Source organism: Bacillus sp. EB106-04-04-XG123 (genome assembly GCF_058791855.1).
Map to the genome: position 1 here is coordinate 46,040 of NZ_JBYTDZ010000004.1, position 13,684 is coordinate 59,723.

A 13,684-nucleotide genomic window follows, 5' to 3' on the forward strand; every position below is an offset into this window, starting at 1 on the left:
TTATCCTATTACAAGTTGTTGTTTATCCTAGTATAATTAATAATATTTTAAAGGGAGATCTTCATGAAACCTGAAACAAGACTTCAAGCATTATCAGAATTTCTAAAAAACCAACGTTCGAAAATTACGCCCCAAATGGTTGGTTTACCTGTAGGAACCCGTAGAAGAACACCAGGATTAAGAAGAGAAGAAGTGGCTCAACTAGCCGGTGTGAGTCTTACTTGGTATACATGGTTAGAGCAAGGCAGAGATATAAAAGTATCTACTTCGGTATTAGATGCGATTTCTCGAGCATTACAATTAAATAACGATGAAAGGAGATATTTGTACGCTTTAGCGTTAGAGGAAGGAGTGAAACAATCCTTTATCATTGAGAATGAGAAGGAAATCAGTCCGGCTTTAGTGAAAATGTTGCAGGAGCTTCGTTATTGCCCAACGATTATATCTGATAGAAGAAGTCAAATTGTTGGCTGGAATCAAGCAGCAGCTAATGTATTTTTGGACTTTGAACAAATCATCCCGGCAGAAAGGAATATCATACGCTTACTATTCGCAAGAAAGGAATTTAAAAGTCTAGCCGTGAATTGGGAGCATTTTGTTAGAGGATATATCGCCATATTTAGAACGTATTATGGACAGTATGTGGCTGATGACTGGTATGAGCAATTTATAGAAGAAATGGAGCAGGCATATCCTGAGTTCCGTAAAATTTGGAATGAAAATGAGATCAGCTATGCGCCTGAAGTATTAATTGAATTTCGTCATGCTAAGGCAGGTAAAATGTTGTTTAACCTCACTTCATTACAAGTGTATGGGGATACTGATTTAAGATGCAGCGTCTATACTCCAGTTGAGGACACTGATACGGAGCTTAAGTTGAAACGTTTAATTGAAGGCTAGTTTTCGTTTGGATGAAGTTATGATGGCCATTACATATAAAATAGATCCTATGCCGTCAGCGACAAGTGGGCATAACCGATGCTGATAAGCACCGGTTTATTTTCACGTTTGGCTTTGTCGAAGTTATTTGTCCCCCTAAGCCTATATCGTTTCTGGTAAATGGTGTTTATACATCTTAATCGCGTCTGTATGTTCTTTTAAAACGCTCATTGTTTTTGGATGTGGTTTATCATATATCAAAGGATAGTCGACTTCATCTAATTCTTGTTGGGTATGAAAAGCTAATCTTTCATGATCAAGTGAGAATTGAGCATCAATTCCTGTTTTGTTGCCGCGAGAGTCTAATCGAATCCATTTATTAAGTGATTGCAGAAATACTGCATTTAATGCGTGAATACAATATCCTTTATCTGGCGTATCGAACAACATTAACCGCTGATAGCAAAAACCTGTGGGTATTCCTTGTGAGCGCAACAGGGCAGCCAATAGGTTCGATTTTGCGTAGCAAATTCCCTCTTTATAAGTTAATACCTCTGATGCATGACAAGTCACTCGTTTGGATTGGATATCCCATGTATGGGGAATTTCATCTCGAACAAACGCATAGGCTGCTTTTGCTTTTTCTATTTCTGTCTGCAAAGGGTTGAAAAGTTCATTTGATTTTGCTCGAATAAGAGGATGAGAATAATCAACTTCAGCTAGTTCACATAAATAATCATCAAAATTTTTAGATTCACATGTCAAGTTCATGATAATGTCCCCTTTTCTCTATACTTTTACCGCAGGAGGTCTATTTCTTCACCAACACATATTGTAAGTTTTCTAACTCAAACATATCAATCAGTTCATTGATGTCTTTAAAATAGATATGTTTTCCAAACCGTTTTTTGCTTAGGTCAATTTCTACATCCAATCGATCATCCTTTTCTTTCGTTTCGAGTTCATTTAGACAAGAATAGATTTCGATGGTTTCTCCTTTTGAAAGCTCTTTTTCAATGAATTTAAAAAGTGCACGAAGAGAATGAATGATGTCCAATTCATAAACAAAAGGATGTGTGAATTTGTTTCTTACCGTTTCATAGAAAGGATCTAAATAATCAATGTGAATGCCTTCGAAATCCTCTTCTGTTTCGAATACTTCTATCAAAGGATCTTCTTTTTGATAGGTTTTGTGCTTTTTTTGTTTTTGATCAAACAATTTGATATTGAGTTCAGAGAATGGTTTATAGGTAGGATTTTGACCAATGGTACCAAGCGGCAGTTCTTTGTTTGATCCAATATAATGCTGTAAAGTCATGGGCTGTCCTCTTTTCTTTCAATGATTTCTCGTTCGTTGATTATTTTCTTTTTATCAATAAATGGTGGAATGTGCAATTATTTTCACATACGTTCTCTACAAAAGAGAAGGACAAGTCGTTTGACTAAATACCTCTTAGGGTATACTATCTGTTCATAGGAATTTAATAGAAAGGGGTTCTTGCGAATGGAATATAATCAGCAGATGAAGAATCGTCTTCGCCGGATTGAGGGGCAGATTAAAGGGGTTCTTGCGATGATGGAGCAGGGAAAGGATTGCCGCGAGGTGGTGACGCAGTTGTCTGCATCACGCAATGCCATTGATCGTGCAATGGGTGTGATTGTGAGTACAAATCTTGAGCAATGTGTCCGTGAAAGTCTTGAACAAGGCAAGGATACGGAGGGTCTTGTGAAAGAAGCGGTTGAGCTATTGGTGAAAAGCCGGTAAGAAATTCTTCAGCCTTTGAAGGTTGACGGATTTTTTTACTTGTTATAATATACCCTTACCGGTATATGTATATATTTTTTATTTTATATATACCCCCAAGGGTAATTGAAAAAGGAGGAGCAGAATGGAAGAACAGAAAAAACGAACGACGATTGTGCTATTCAGTGGAGATTATGATAAAGCGATGGCGGCTTACATTATTGCCAATGGTGCAGCGGCCTATGATCATGAGGTGACGATTTTTCATACGTTTTGGGGGCTGAATGCCTTGCGCAAGGATGAGTTGGTGCCAATGAAAAAAGGTTTTTTAGAAAAAATGTTTGGCAAGATGATGCCGCGCGGGGCTGATCGAATGGGCATATCAAAGATGAACTTTGCTGGAATGGGCCCAAAGATGATTAAGCACGTGATCAAAAAGCACAATGCCATGACCTTGCCGCAGCTCATTGATATGGCGAAGGAACAGGAGATTAACCTCGTGGCATGTACAATGACGATGGACCTTTTAGGGCTGCAGGAGAAAGAATTATTAGATGATATTCAATATGCTGGTGTGGCGGCGTATTTAGCTGAGGCTGAAATTGGGAATGTGAATTTATTTATCTAGTGAGGTGTTAACACATGATTCAAACACTTTTGATCATCATCGTCATTGGTTTGCTGGTGAGCCGTTTTCTTCCTGTAAAGGGTGTAAAACAAATGGATGCAGCCGATATGAAACCTCAATTGCATAGGCAGCATCAACAACTGATTGACGTTCGGTCTCCTGTAGAATTTCAAACAAACCATATTAAAGGATTTCGCAACATCCCATTACCTCAGCTAAAAGAACGAGCAAATCAGCTTGCGAAAGACAAAGAGGTCTATGTGATATGCCAAAGCGGGATGAGAAGTATGCAGGCAGCTAAAATATTGAAGAAGCAAGGATTTACACAAATTACGAATATCAAGGGTGGCATGAATGCTTGGCATTAAGTACGTATAAAAATATACCCCCACCCCTATATAAAGGAGGACATCACGTGCAGCAACCAACTGTCATTTTAGATGCAAAAGGATTGGCATGTCCGATGCCGATTGTGAAAACAAAAAAACAAATGAATGAGCTATTACCAGGAGACGTGCTTGAGGTGCAAGCTACCGATAAAGGATCAGCAGCGGATCTAGCGGCATGGTCAAAGAGTGCCGGCCACGAATTTTTAGGAACAAAAGTAGAAGGACAGGTGCTTCATCATTTGATACGTAAGGGTGGAGTGCAAGAGAAAGAAGGGGAGTCAATGATTTCGGAAATGCCTTTGAATACGTTCCAACAGAAGGTAAAAGAAGATCAATCTTTGTTTATTTTAGATGTACGAGAACTGGATGAATACGAGGCGGGGCATATTCCAGGAGCTGTTCACATCCCTCTTGGAGAAGTCGAACACCGTGCAGAAGAATTGAGCCAGGATACGCTTATTTACCTCATCTGTCATTCAGGCAGAAGAAGTGAATTAGCCGCGCAAAAGTTAAAAGAAAAAGGATTTCAACAATTAGTGAATATAGTGCCAGGCATGAACAGCTGGACAGGAGAGATTGAAAAATAGGAGCTGAATAAAACGATGTCTGTAAAAGCAATGACAGCAGAACAGTTAACAAAAAAGATTATCAACAAAGAGCCCATCTTTTTGTTAGATGTACGAAACGAATCAGATGTACAGGACTGGAAGATTGAAGGAAAAGCCGTTGATTATATCAATGTGCCTTACTTTGAGCTTCTTGATGGCGTAGAGGATATGATCGAGAAAGTACCAACAGACCGAGAAGTGCTCGTTGTGTGTGCCAAAGAGGGCTCCTCTATTATGGTGGCGGAGATGCTGGCAGAGGCGGGCAGAACGGTCAGTTATTTACAAGGTGGTATGAAGGCATGGAGTGAGCATGTCGAGCCAGTGAAGATTGGTGATTTAAGCGGCGGTGGAGAGCTGTATCAATTTGTACGGATGGGCAAAGGGTGTCTGTCCTATATGATCATGTCCAATGGAGAAGCTGCGGTTGTGGATGCTGCTCGAATGACGGAGGTCTATATCGATTTTGCGAAAAAGCATGATGTTTCGGTGGCGCATGTGTTGGATACTCACCTTCATGCGGATCATATTTCTGGTGGGAAAAAACTAGCTGATCAGACAGGAGCTGCCTACTGGCTGCCGCCAAAAGATGCAGAAGAGGTAACCTTTGAATATGAACGTCTTGAAGAAGGACAGCGGATAACGATTGGAACAGCTTCCATCGACATTCAACCCATTTATTCCCCAGGACATACGATCGGCTCAACATCTTTTATCGTAGACAATCAATTTCTTCTTTCAGGTGATATTTTGTTCGTTGATTCCATCGGAAGACCTGATCTCGCTGGACTGGCGGAGGACTGGGTAGGTGATTTGAGAGAAACACTTTATGACCGATATATGGCGCTTTCGAAAGAATTAATTGTTTTACCTGCGCATTTCATGGTCATGGAAGAAGTGAATGAAGACGGAAGCGTTTGGAAGGAACTTGGCGTTCTATTTGAAGAAAATCATGGACTGAACATTGAAGACGAAGATGCATTTAGACAAATGGTCACGAAGAATCTTCCTGCACAGCCAAATGCCTATCAAGACATCCGGTATACCAATATGGGGAAATTGACTCCAGACGATGAAGAACAGCGGGTAATGGAAATTGGTCCAAACCGTTGTGCGATTCGGTAATGTCCAATAAAATAAGAAAAGAGGAACGATCAAATGACATCTGATCAACTATTAGACGTAACAGGGCTTGCATGCCCAATGCCGATTATTCGAACGAAGAAAAAAATGAACGACTTGGCGGAAGGTCAAGTTTTAGAAATACATGCAACAGATAAAGGGGCTAAAGCTGACTTAGCTGCATGGGCGAAGTCAAGCGGACATGAATTGATCACGCAGACAGAAGAAGGTCACGTGCTGAAGTTCTGGATGAGAAAAGGGTCCTAAAGGATGTAGGGGTATCTGCTGAAGATCCCCTTTTCCTTTTGCAAAGGAGGAGACCAGCGTGGATTTTGCGTTTTTGATTACACTTTTTATCATCGGATGTATTGGTTCCTTCTTATCAGGAATGGTGGGGATCGGCGGATCTGTGATCAACTATCCCATGCTGCTTTATATCCCGCCTCTTCTCGGTGTGATGGCACTATCAGCACACGAGGTATCAGGGATTGGCGCCATTCAAGTGCTTTTTTCGACGCTGGGTGGTGTACTCGCTTATCGGAAAAGCGGATATTTACATCGCTCGCTGATTTTATATATGGGAAGCAGTATATTGGCGGGCAGCTTATTAGGCAGTTATGTATCACATTTTATGCCAGAGAAAGGGATGAACCTCGTCTATGGGTTACTTGCCATTGTGGCGGTTATTCTCATGCTGATTCCGAAAAAAGGACAGCGTGCAGACGCAGAGGGAGAAGTCACTTTTCATAAAGGACTGGCATCAGGTATTGCCTTTGTAATTGGCAGTGTTTCCGGGGTATTAGGCGCAGGCGGTGCATTTATTTTAGTGCCTGTCATGCTGTCTATTTTAAAAATTCCTGTACGGATGACGATTGCGTCGTCACTTGCGATTACATTTCTTTCTGCTATAGGTGCATCGACTGGAAAGGTATTGACGGGTCAAGTTATGCTTCTTCCTGCTGTTGTACTCATGGCCGCAAGTTTGGCAGCCGCTCCGCTTGGTGCTAAGGTCGGTCAGAAAATCAACGCCGTCTATTTGCAATGGGCACTTGCTGTAATGATTACAGCGACAGCGGTCAAAATTTGGCTGGATATTTTATAAAAGAAAGACCAACAGAGCAAACGTGTTGGTCTTTTTTATTTGACGTCATCGTGCTCGATATACGTTTCTAGTGCGGGGTGGTACTCTTTTTGATAATGAAGGTTGGGACATGTTTTCACGACTTTGCCTTGCAGGGCATTGGACTTTGAGACTTCTAATGCTGTTCTACATTTAGGACAGCGTTCGGCAAAGAATGAGGGCCAGCGTTTCATATATCACCACTCCAGTTAAAGTCTTAAAAACCGATTATATTAATATGAATTATAGGGGATCATGCAGGTGAGGTCAATGGGTGTTTGGGTCTTTTTAACAAAAAAAGAAGCATCCTGAGATGCTTCTTTATCGTTCATATTCTTAATAGGCTTTCGCCCAGAACACCATATCAGATGCAGGCTTTCCGCAGCAGACACATGTGTCAGAAATGGTTTCCTGTTCAAATGGGATACAGCGTGAAGTCGCCCCTGTTCTTTCTTTAATATCGTTTTCACAGGCTTCGTCACCGCACCACATGGCTTTAATCAATCGGTTTTCTTCTGCAAGAATTTGCTCGATGTCTTCGATTGTGAGGGCTTGTGATGTTTTTTCATGTAATCGTTCCTTCGCCTTTTCGTACATGGTCTGCTGGATGTCTTCAAGCGTTGCTGTGATGGTTTGTTCAAGTGCATCTAACGTGACAGCTTGCTTTTCACCAGTGTCTCGTCGTGCGAGCATCACCTGTCCTTTTTCGATGTCCTTTGGTCCTACTTCTACACGTAGCGGAATACCCTGCATTTCACACTCGTTGAATTTCCAGCCAGGCTGTTTATCGCTTGCATCGATGTCAGCGCGTGCGATGCGGGCGAGTCGATCCTTTAATTCATAGGCATGATCGAGGACACCTTCTTTATGAGAAGCGATTGGCACGATACGCACTTGGGTTGGCGCAATATTTGGCGGGAGGACAAGCCCTCTGTCGTCGCCATGCACCATGATCATAGCGCCGATAATTCTTGTTGTGAAGCCCCATGAAGTCTGCTGGACATGCTCTAGTTTTCCTTCACGGTTTAAAAATTCAATACCAAACGCCTTTGCAAATTCGTTCCCGAAGAAATGAGAAGTGGCAGTTTGGAGCGCTTTTCCATCATGCATCAAGCTTTCGACCGTATAGGTGAAGCGAGCGCCGGCGAATTTTTCCTTCTCTGTTTTTCTCCCTTTAATGACAGGAATGGCAAGGAGATCTTCGCAAAGAGAAGCATAAGTGTGAAGCATTCTTTCTGTTTCTTCAATCGCTTCTTGCTCAGTCTCATGGCACGTGTGTCCTTCCTGCCATAGGAATTCAAGGGTTCTAAGGAAGGGACGTGTTGTCTTTTCCCAGCGGACGACATTGGCCCATTGGTTATATAGCTTTGGTAAATCGCGGTAGGAATGAATAATGTTTTTATAATGCTCAGCGAACAGCACTTCAGAGGTTGGTCTGACGCAGAGCCTTTCTTGTAATTCGGATTCACCGCCATGTGTGACCCACGCCACTTCAGGAGCAAAGCCTTCGATATGATCCTTTTCCTGCTGCAGCAGGCTCTCTGGGATAAAGAGCGGCATATAGACATTCTCATGACCCGTTTCTTTAATCTGGCGGTCAAGTTCGTCGCGAATATTCTCCCAGATTTTAAAGCCGTACGGCTGAATGATCATACTGCCTCTCACGCTTGAATAATCGACGAGCCGCGCCTTTGTGACAACATCTGTATACCATTGGGCAAAGTCGTCTTCCATGCTTGTAATTTTCTCAACAAATTGTTTCTTTGACATTGCAGGTTCCTCCTTTTTAAAAAACAAAAAAGCTGTACTTTAAGTTAGGGACCATTCCTGGTGGTACCACCCTAATTTAAAGCACAGCTTTACACTCAATTCATGATAACGGTATGAACCGCTGTATGAAACAGAACTAAATCGGCAGGTTCACTTGAAGATGTCAGTAGGAACTTCTCAGCACCGTTCCCTCTCTGTTAAAGATCGATTCAAGCTACTATTCCAGATCTACGTTGATCCTTGTTCGTTGATTTTTCATCAGTTTACCTGTAAATGGGGGAGAAAGCAAGTTGTTCTGATTCCCTTTTTGGCTCCTTTTGCTTAAGGATTGGAATGGCAGTATTTTTCTATTTTTACAGCTTGCGAGTTATGAAAGGCTATGCTAATATATTTGAAGAAAAAAATAGACTTGTATAACCTCAATAATATGGTTTGAGGGTTTCTACCAGGATCCGATAAATCCTGATTACAAAAGCGCGCTTTCCTTTTTTGTAATCAGGGTTTTTTTGTTTGTCTGCACCCTGTATCAAAAGTGAAAGCGATGATATAGAGAAGGGATGTTAGACATGAACTGGAGAGTATATTTATTAGCCGTTTCTACTTTTGCGGTTGGATTAGTTGAGCTTGTGGTCGGGGGCATTCTGCCAAGCCTTGCGGAGGATTTGAATGTGTCTCTGGCAACAGCGGGGCAGCTCATTACGGTATTTGCGATTGTGTATGCCATTTCAGCACCCGTGCTGCTGACCGCCACAGCCAAAATCGAACGAAAGCGTCTTTATTTAATCGCGTTATTGGTGTTTACATTAGGAAATGTGTTCACTTATTTTAGTTCGACCTTTGCCCTTGTGATGATCTCACGGGTATTGATCGCAATGAGCACAGCGCTTGTGGTGGTGTTATCTTTGACGATCACTGCCAAATTAGTGGAACCAGCGCATCGCGCGAAGGCTTTAGGGCTGATTTTTATAGGAATTAGTTCTTCACTTGTTCTCGGTGTACCGATCGGTATTTTTATTACAGAGAGCTTTGGCTGGAGAGTGATGTTTTTAGGAATCAGTATTCTTTCTGCCATATCGATGGTGCTGATCTATTTTCTATTGGAAAAAATGCCTGTTGAAAAAGTCACGCCTCTTAGAGAGCAGATTCGTTCTTTAGGGCATCCGAAAATTTTTAGTGCACACCTGATTAGTTTGTTTATGCTTGCAGGTCACTATATGCTTTATTCTTATTTCACGCCATTTCTGATGGAAGTTCTGCATATGACCCCGTTTTGGATTAGTATTTGTTATTTGGTCTTTGGGCTTGCGTCTATAGGCGGGAATGGGTTTGGCGGCTGGCTGAGTGATAGACTGGGTTCAGGGAAAGCCATTTTGCTTGTGACAATAGCGTTTGCGGTTGTCATGTTTACCATTCCTTATACAGCGGGTGTGTTCGCGCTCTTTATGGTGATGGTTGTCCTTTGGGGTGCGCTCAGCTGGGCATTGACGCCTGCTTTGCAGAGCTATTTGATTCAAACAGATCCGGTCACGTCGGATATTCAGCAGAGCTTAAATACATCGGCCTTGCAAATCGGCATTTCGATTGGATCAGCGGTTGGCGGAGTCATGTTTACGATGACCGGTTCATCTGTTGATCTGGCTAAATTCGGTGCTGTGTTTGTACTGATTGCCTTTAGCTGTGCGGTAATTTCGCTTAAGAGACCGCCGCTTTATATGGATCGTCAGCATCATGCTGAATAGAAGACAAAGGGCTAAAATCAAGATCATTTTAGCCCTTTGTCAACAATCTATGGCTGCCTAAAGATAGGCAGCTTTTTTATGTTCATTTCAAATTCAAAATACCATTCTATTCAAAAACGGCCATTTCGCTGATTGGTTGGAAGCCGGCACGTTGGTAAATATTTTTGCCGTCCGCTGATGCTTGTAAGATGACACACTTTTGTTTATTCTCTGTCTGGGTTAGAAGGTAATGAAACATGTCACTGCCAAGTCCTTTTCCGCGGTGTTCTGCCCTTGTTATGACATCATAAATACCGTAGCTGTCGTTTGTCTCAAATAATAAGCCTGTTGTGACCGGCTTGAGGTGTTCATACCCCACGAACATGCGGGCTTTTGAGTGTAATGCTTCAATCGAAAAACGCTGGAAATAAACTTCTAAAGCGGCGGCCTCAGTCGACCCTTTGAATAGTTCAATAAAGATATGTTTGTAATCAAAGAGTGTCTGCTCATCAAGTACTTCCTTGATTGTAAGTGATGAGGATGTGACTGGATCAATATCACCTGTATGCTCAAGCATCATGATGGTATTGCGTTCGACCTCTTGAAGCTCATATTCCTTCAATAAGTCAGCCCAATCAGTATGGAGTAAATGGTGATCGATCCATGTGCTGAAGATGAGTTTCTGTGACCGCATGTGTTCAATGGCTGCTTTCACTTTTTTCGGATCTTGGATTTGAGCTGATGTGGGTAAGAGCAAATTGAACGTGTCAGTCGATATATGAGTATTGGATAGAACGAAATCGTCAGTTGCGAGAAAGGTTCCGTTCACAGAAGAAGAAAACAGGTGTATCTTTTCTTCTAATTGGCGAATGGCCATTTGTTGTTCGGGTTTCATTTAGCTCACCTTTTCATTATGATAAATTGGATGATATCATGATTATAGCATGTGACAGGATGAGGGGAATTTAGTAAAAAAGTACATATGTAATTTTCGGGTCTGTTGACCTATTATTTTACTCGCGTCGACATTTCTTTTGACTCCTTTCTTAATTATTAGTACCATTTTATTAACCAGTTAAGAGTGGAGGTTCAGATGGAAACAAAAGAGCAGATTGTATTAAAAGCGATTCAAGATCTGATTATGCATAGGGAAAAGAGACGGAATGATCCAACAGACCCACTGATTACCACGACTGATACACTCAAACAAGAATGGACACTCACACAGCTTCACATTTTATCCATGATTCAAGCCAATCCAAACGAATCAAATAATACATTTCTATCTCAACAACTGAAACTATCAAAGCCAGCAATTACAAAGGCCGTGAAAAAACTAATTGAAAAAGGCATGGTGGACTATTGCCACCGGCAAGGGGATAAGAAATCTGTCTATTATTCTTTGACAGAGGAAGGCCAGCAATTGGCTGCGCTGCATGATGAACTACATGATAAAGCAGTCACGTCCTATTTAGAATTTCTCCAACAGTTTCATGAGGATGAATTACAAATCATTGAGCGCTTCTTAAAGGCTTGGAAAGAAAAGATATAGATAAAAAACCGAAACCATCATACAAAAGGAGATGATGGGTTCGGTTTTTTTATGGTAAAATTAACATATATTGACGTTGTTCTTAGCCATGATGAAAGGGAGGGAGCCTCATTGGAGAAAGAAATGATAGAAAATTATAAAAAATACGCATTCATCATGCCATTCGTGGGATTGTTTGTCAGCTTGCTATTATTTGTTTACTTTTTTGGCATCACAGGAGTTGAAGGATCAATTTGGGCTGCTGCTTTGTATTGTGCTCTGCCCTTTTTAGTGAATACGATATGTTTCTTGCCTGTATGTATTTATTTTAAAGTCAGCAAAAAAAGTGAGGAACATACATGATTGTCGTCAGTGCTTGTCTTGCTGGGATGAAGGTTCGTTATAATGGCAGCCATCGATTAGATCAGCGTATTGAAGAGCTTGTTCAAGAGGGAAAGGCAGTCACAGTTTGTCCTGAGCTGCTTGGCGGTTTCTCCACGCCAAGACCTCCCGCGGAAATCATTGGCGGAGACGGACATGATGTATTACAGGGTCTCGCCTCCGTGATTGATGTGCATGGAACTGATGTCACGGAGATGTATGTAAAAGGTGCGACGGCCACGCTGGAACAGGTTCAGTCTCTGAAAGCGACAGCAGTTGTGTTAAAAGAGTACAGCCCTTCCTGCGGCAGCCGGATGATTTATCGCGGTGATTTTAACGGCAGGACAAAAACTGGGGATGGTGTGACATCCGCCTTGCTAAAACAGCATGGGATTCGGGTTTTCTCTGAGGAGGATGATTGGATTTCGCTGTTTTGATAGGTGTGGTGAATAGAAGGAGGAGTTAGATTGAAAAAGTGGATCATTGGTTTAGTCGTCATTATTTTATTAGGAATTGGTCTTTATTTTATGATTAATGCAAAAACATACTCTTTTGATGATGTGGTCTCAATTGATCAAAACAAGGTGACTTCGATTCAAATTGAGCATGATAATGAGCGCGTTAAAGTGGAAAAGAAAGAGGATATTCAACAGCTACTGAAGGAATTTTCAGGTATGAAATTAAAGAAAACGAATGAAGTTAAAAAAGCCTCAAAAGAGTCTTATTGGATTAGAGTGTATGAGAACGAAAAAGAAATCTATGGATTTGTCTTTTATGATCAAAGCTTTTTAGAGATATATGATTTTTCTAAAACAAAAGATCAAACCAGCGAATATCAAATCGTTGACGCCAATCAAGTTGATATGGGAAAATATATCAAATAACTCAGTCAGAATGTCATGCATGATCAATCGAAAATTCGGGTATAGTGCTTGGTAAGTAAAAAGGAAGCGGAGGTTTGTTTGATGAGTGGATTAACAGATACAGTCACATTAGCAAACGGAGTAAAAATGCCGAAGCTAGGCTTTGGTGTATGGCAGGTAAAAGATGGAGATGAGGCTGTAAATGCCGTCAAAGACGCTCTTGAAGCGGGCTACCGCAGCATTGATACAGCAGCAGCCTATCAAAATGAAGAAGGGGTAGGCAAAGCCATTCAGCAATCAGACATCTCTCGCGATGATCTATTCATTACGACAAAGGTCTGGAATAATGATCAAGGCTATGAATCAACACTCGAAGCCTTTGAAACAAGTATGAACAAGCTGGGGCTAGATGTATTAGACCTTTATTTAATTCATTGGCCTGTTGAAGGCAAATATAAAGAAACATGGAAAGCGCTAGAAAAACTATATAAGGATGGACGCGTTCGAGCGATCGGAGTGTGTAATTTCCATCAGCATCATTTAGAGGATTTATTGGAAGAGGCAGAAGTTGTGCCAATGGTGAATCAAATCGAGCTGCATCCGAAGCTGACGCAGGAGCCTTTACGAGACTACTGCAAATCGAAAGGAATTCATGTAGAGGCGTGGTCGCCATTAGGCAGCGGGAAGCTTCTAAACCATCCTGTTCTTCAGGATATCGCGAAAAAACATGATAAGTCAGTAGCGCAAGTGATTCTTCGCTGGGACTTGCAGCATGGCATTATCACCATTCCAAAATCTGTGACGAAGAGCCGAATCATCGAAAACACACAAGTCTTCGATTTCGAGCTGTCCACACATGAGATGGGTGTCATTGATCAGCTCAATGAAGATGAGCGCACAGGTCCAGATCCAGATAACTTTAATTTTTAATCGA

Annotated in this window: 19 protein-coding genes, 1 riboswitch and 1 other annotated feature; of the genes, 14 read left to right on the top strand and 5 right to left on the bottom strand. The window is 41.5% G+C overall.

Annotated elements, in window-relative coordinates; all coding sequences use genetic code 11:
* Positions 1-63: 63 nt before the first annotated feature.
* A complete protein-coding gene (locus AC3WTB_RS13265; protein WP_047204154.1) occupies positions 64-900 on the top strand; it encodes a helix-turn-helix transcriptional regulator in 837 nt (278 codons plus the stop codon).
* 141 nt (positions 901-1,041) lie between these two features.
* On the opposite strand, the gene AC3WTB_RS13270 is transcribed toward AC3WTB_RS13265, so the two are convergent.
* Both AC3WTB_RS13270 and AC3WTB_RS13275 read right to left on the bottom strand, forming a co-directional pair.
* Positions 1,042-1,650, bottom strand: coding sequence for a transglutaminase-like domain-containing protein (locus AC3WTB_RS13270; RefSeq protein ID WP_366204346.1), 609 nt, complete (start codon positions 1,648-1,650; stop codon positions 1,042-1,044).
* 40 nt (positions 1,651-1,690) lie between these two features.
* Positions 1,691-2,197, bottom strand: coding sequence for a hypothetical protein (locus AC3WTB_RS13275; RefSeq protein ID WP_492333821.1), 507 nt, complete (start codon positions 2,195-2,197; stop codon positions 1,691-1,693).
* Positions 2,198-2,383: 186 nt separating this feature from the next.
* On the opposite strand from AC3WTB_RS13275, the gene AC3WTB_RS13280 reads away from it, so the two are divergent.
* The 7 genes from AC3WTB_RS13280 (at position 2,384) to AC3WTB_RS13310 (ending at position 6,469) form a co-directional block, all read left to right on the top strand.
* A complete protein-coding gene (locus AC3WTB_RS13280) occupies positions 2,384-2,644 on the top strand; it encodes a metal-sensitive transcriptional regulator (RefSeq protein WP_003217059.1) in 261 nt (86 codons plus the stop codon).
* Between the two features lie 124 nt (positions 2,645-2,768).
* A complete protein-coding gene (locus AC3WTB_RS13285; RefSeq protein WP_039176122.1) occupies positions 2,769-3,251 on the top strand; it encodes a DsrE/DsrF/DrsH-like family protein in 483 nt (160 codons plus the stop codon).
* 14 nt (positions 3,252-3,265) lie between these two features.
* Complete coding sequence (locus tag AC3WTB_RS13290; protein ID WP_492333822.1) at positions 3,266-3,619, top strand: rhodanese-like domain-containing protein; 354 nt, start codon at positions 3,266-3,268, stop codon at positions 3,617-3,619.
* Between the two features lie 47 nt (positions 3,620-3,666).
* Positions 3,667-4,227 (top strand): sulfurtransferase TusA family protein, encoded by a 561-nt coding sequence (locus tag AC3WTB_RS13295; protein WP_106025747.1) that lies wholly within the window; start codon positions 3,667-3,669, stop codon positions 4,225-4,227.
* A 15-nt stretch (positions 4,228-4,242) separates the two neighbouring features.
* Positions 4,243-5,370: an MBL fold metallo-hydrolase gene (locus AC3WTB_RS13300; RefSeq protein WP_492333823.1), complete on the top strand. Its 1,128-nt coding sequence runs from the start codon at positions 4,243-4,245 to the stop codon at positions 5,368-5,370.
* A 33-nt stretch (positions 5,371-5,403) separates the two neighbouring features.
* Complete coding sequence (locus AC3WTB_RS13305) at positions 5,404-5,634, top strand: sulfurtransferase TusA family protein (protein ID WP_024427452.1); 231 nt, start codon at positions 5,404-5,406, stop codon at positions 5,632-5,634.
* Between the two features lie 58 nt (positions 5,635-5,692).
* Positions 5,693-6,469: a sulfite exporter TauE/SafE family protein gene (locus tag AC3WTB_RS13310; RefSeq protein ID WP_251181470.1), complete on the top strand. Its 777-nt coding sequence runs from the start codon at positions 5,693-5,695 to the stop codon at positions 6,467-6,469.
* Positions 6,470-6,504: 35 nt separating this feature from the next.
* On the opposite strand, the gene AC3WTB_RS13315 is transcribed toward AC3WTB_RS13310, so the two are convergent.
* Together AC3WTB_RS13315 and proS are read right to left on the bottom strand one after the other, a co-directional pair.
* Entirely contained in the window at positions 6,505-6,681 is a 177-nt protein-coding gene (locus AC3WTB_RS13315; protein ID WP_164512187.1) for a hypothetical protein, read from the bottom strand.
* Positions 6,682-6,823: 142 nt separating this feature from the next.
* On the bottom strand, positions 6,824-8,257 hold the full coding sequence (gene proS / locus AC3WTB_RS13320; protein ID WP_492333824.1) for a proline--tRNA ligase: 1,434 nt from the start codon (positions 8,255-8,257) through the stop codon (positions 6,824-6,826).
* A gap of 43 nt (positions 8,258-8,300) precedes the next feature.
* Positions 8,301-8,497: a binding site (T-box leader), on the bottom strand.
* Positions 8,498-8,646: 149 nt separating this feature from the next.
* Positions 8,647-8,746: riboswitch (purine riboswitch) on the top strand.
* 77 nt (positions 8,747-8,823) lie between these two features.
* Here proS and AC3WTB_RS13325 point away from each other — a divergent pair.
* The gene (locus AC3WTB_RS13325) at positions 8,824-9,996 is read left to right on the top strand and encodes an MFS transporter (RefSeq protein ID WP_039176133.1); all 1,173 of its coding nucleotides are present in this window, start codon (positions 8,824-8,826) and stop codon (positions 9,994-9,996) included.
* 106 nt (positions 9,997-10,102) lie between these two features.
* Here AC3WTB_RS13325 and AC3WTB_RS13330 read toward each other — a convergent pair whose 3' ends face one another.
* On the bottom strand, positions 10,103-10,870 hold the full coding sequence (locus AC3WTB_RS13330; RefSeq protein ID WP_492333825.1) for a GNAT family N-acetyltransferase: 768 nt from the start codon (positions 10,868-10,870) through the stop codon (positions 10,103-10,105).
* A gap of 198 nt (positions 10,871-11,068) precedes the next feature.
* Between AC3WTB_RS13330 and AC3WTB_RS13335 the strand changes: the two genes are divergently transcribed.
* The 5 genes from AC3WTB_RS13335 to AC3WTB_RS13355 all read left to right on the top strand — a co-directional run bounded on the left by AC3WTB_RS13335 (position 11,069) and on the right by AC3WTB_RS13355 (position 13,680).
* Complete coding sequence (locus AC3WTB_RS13335; RefSeq protein WP_107163916.1) at positions 11,069-11,527, top strand: MarR family transcriptional regulator; 459 nt, start codon at positions 11,069-11,071, stop codon at positions 11,525-11,527.
* Between the two features lie 111 nt (positions 11,528-11,638).
* Positions 11,639-11,869, top strand: coding sequence for a hypothetical protein (locus AC3WTB_RS13340; protein WP_052468281.1), 231 nt, complete (start codon positions 11,639-11,641; stop codon positions 11,867-11,869).
* Entirely contained in the window at positions 11,866-12,324 is a 459-nt protein-coding gene (locus AC3WTB_RS13345) for a 2-thiouracil desulfurase family protein (protein ID WP_330545886.1), read from the top strand. Before AC3WTB_RS13340 ends, AC3WTB_RS13345 begins: the two co-directional genes overlap by 4 nt.
* 30 nt (positions 12,325-12,354) lie before the next feature.
* Positions 12,355-12,771 carry a DUF5301 domain-containing protein gene (locus tag AC3WTB_RS13350; protein ID WP_492333826.1) on the top strand — a complete coding sequence of 139 codons (417 nt, stop codon included), beginning with the start codon at positions 12,355-12,357 and terminating at the stop codon, positions 12,769-12,771.
* Between the two features lie 81 nt (positions 12,772-12,852).
* Positions 12,853-13,680, top strand: a complete 828-nt coding sequence (locus tag AC3WTB_RS13355) for an aldo/keto reductase (protein ID WP_492333827.1) — start codon at positions 12,853-12,855, stop codon at positions 13,678-13,680.
* Positions 13,681-13,684 lie beyond the last annotated feature (4 nt).

Bases quoted from the DNA above. Each gene is read 5' to 3' on its own strand.
- AC3WTB_RS13325 (WP_039176133.1), top strand. From the start codon at position 8,824: ATGAACTGGAGAGTATATTTATTAGCCGTTTCTACTTTTGCGGTTGGA.
- AC3WTB_RS13305 (WP_024427452.1), top strand. From the start codon at position 5,404: ATGACATCTGATCAACTATTAGACGTAACAGGGCTTGCATGCCCAATG.
- AC3WTB_RS13315 (WP_164512187.1), bottom strand. From the start codon at position 6,681: ATGAAACGCTGGCCCTCATTCTTTGCCGAACGCTGTCCTAAATGTAGA.
- AC3WTB_RS13355 (WP_492333827.1), top strand. From the start codon at position 12,853: ATGAGTGGATTAACAGATACAGTCACATTAGCAAACGGAGTAAAAATG.
- AC3WTB_RS13335 (WP_107163916.1), top strand. From the start codon at position 11,069: ATGGAAACAAAAGAGCAGATTGTATTAAAAGCGATTCAAGATCTGATT.
- AC3WTB_RS13270 (WP_366204346.1), bottom strand. From the start codon at position 1,650: ATGAACTTGACATGTGAATCTAAAAATTTTGATGATTATTTATGTGAA.
- AC3WTB_RS13290 (WP_492333822.1), top strand. From the start codon at position 3,266: ATGATTCAAACACTTTTGATCATCATCGTCATTGGTTTGCTGGTGAGC.
- AC3WTB_RS13345 (WP_330545886.1), top strand. From the start codon at position 11,866: ATGATTGTCGTCAGTGCTTGTCTTGCTGGGATGAAGGTTCGTTATAAT.
- AC3WTB_RS13285 (WP_039176122.1), top strand. From the start codon at position 2,769: ATGGAAGAACAGAAAAAACGAACGACGATTGTGCTATTCAGTGGAGAT.
- AC3WTB_RS13330 (WP_492333825.1), bottom strand. From the start codon at position 10,870: ATGAAACCCGAACAACAAATGGCCATTCGCCAATTAGAAGAAAAGATA.
- AC3WTB_RS13280 (WP_003217059.1), top strand. From the start codon at position 2,384: ATGGAATATAATCAGCAGATGAAGAATCGTCTTCGCCGGATTGAGGGG.
- AC3WTB_RS13300 (WP_492333823.1), top strand. From the start codon at position 4,243: ATGTCTGTAAAAGCAATGACAGCAGAACAGTTAACAAAAAAGATTATC.
- AC3WTB_RS13275 (WP_492333821.1), bottom strand. From the start codon at position 2,197: ATGACTTTACAGCATTATATTGGATCAAACAAAGAACTGCCGCTTGGT.
- AC3WTB_RS13265 (WP_047204154.1), top strand. From the start codon at position 64: ATGAAACCTGAAACAAGACTTCAAGCATTATCAGAATTTCTAAAAAAC.
- proS (WP_492333824.1), bottom strand. From the start codon at position 8,257: ATGTCAAAGAAACAATTTGTTGAGAAAATTACAAGCATGGAAGACGAC.